The organism is Bradyrhizobium sp. P5_C11_2 (assembly GCF_054049755.1).
In genome coordinates this window covers 1-1,084 of record NZ_JBFULT010001074.1, presented here as the reverse complement: position 1 = coordinate 1,084, position 1,084 = coordinate 1, and the positions used below count along the sequence as shown (strand labels likewise).

The following is a 1,084-nucleotide window of genomic DNA, read 5'->3' as shown; positions in this document are numbered from 1 at the left end:
GTGCTGGGCGGCCTGTTGTCGCGCCAGGTCGGCAGCGTCTATGCGGTCGACGGCGTGTCGTTCTCGGTCAATCGCGGCGAGACGCTCGGCCTGGTCGGCGAATCCGGCTGCGGCAAGTCGACGACGGGCCGCTGCGTGCTGCGCCTGATCGAGCCGACCGAAGGCGAAGTCGTGTTCGACGGCCAGGACGTGCGCAAGCTCGATGGCAACGACCTGCGCGCGATGCGGCGAAACATGCAGCTCGTGTTCCAGGATCCGTTCGCCTCACTCAACCCGCGCATGACGGTCGGCGCCATCCTCGGCGAGGCGCTCATCATCCACAAGCTCGGCTCATCAACCAAGGAGCGTGAGGATCGCATCGCGAGCCTGCTCGTGAAGGTCGGGCTCAAGGCCGAGCACATGCGCCGCTATCCGCACGAATTCTCCGGCGGCCAGCGCCAGCGCATCGTGATCGCGCGAGCGCTCGCGGTCGAGCCGAAGCTGATCGTCTGCGACGAGCCGGTGTCCGCGCTCGACGTCTCGATCCAGGCGCAGGTCATCAACCTGCTGGAAGACCTCCAGGCCGAGCTGAACCTCACCTATCTCTTCGTTGCGCACGACCTCTCGGTGGTCGAGCATATTTCCGACCGTGTCGCGGTGATGTATCTCGGCCGCATCGTCGAGCTTGCCAAGGCCAGCGACCTCTACCGCCACCCGCAGCATCCCTACACCAAGGCGCTGCTCTCGGCCGTGCCGGTGCCGGATCCCAAGCTCAAGCGCAACCGCATCCGTCTCAAGGGCGACGTGCCGAGCCCGATGAACCCGMCGAAGGGCTGCCACTTCCACACCCGCTGCCCGATTGCGGAGCCGCGCTGCTCGGAGAGCGCGCCGGAGCTGAGGGAAGGCGCCGGCGGGCACTTCGTGGCGTGCCATCTCGCCTGAGGGCCGGGCAAGACGGAACCCGCGTTCATACCTCCCGGAGCAGGCCGTGCGCCGCAACGGCCTGCGCGAAAGCCTCCACCGACGTGTGGTGATGTGCGAAGAGGCCGGCCTCCCGTGCACCGGCGACATTGGCCACGAGATCGTCGACGAACAGGACGTTTTC

Annotated in this window: 1 protein-coding gene and 1 pseudogene; one reads left to right on the top strand and one right to left on the bottom strand. The window is 67.1% G+C overall.

Translation table 11 applies throughout. The features are described 5' to 3' along the window. A partial coding sequence (locus tag ACXJL8_RS41770; RefSeq protein ID WP_456687114.1) for an ABC transporter ATP-binding protein occupies positions 1-921 on the top strand: 921 nt, incomplete at its 5' end. 25 nt (positions 922-946) lie between these two features. Here the strand turns inward: ACXJL8_RS41770 and ACXJL8_RS41765 are convergent. Next, positions 947-1,084, bottom strand: a pseudogene (locus ACXJL8_RS41765) (HAD family phosphatase); the annotation flags it as partial.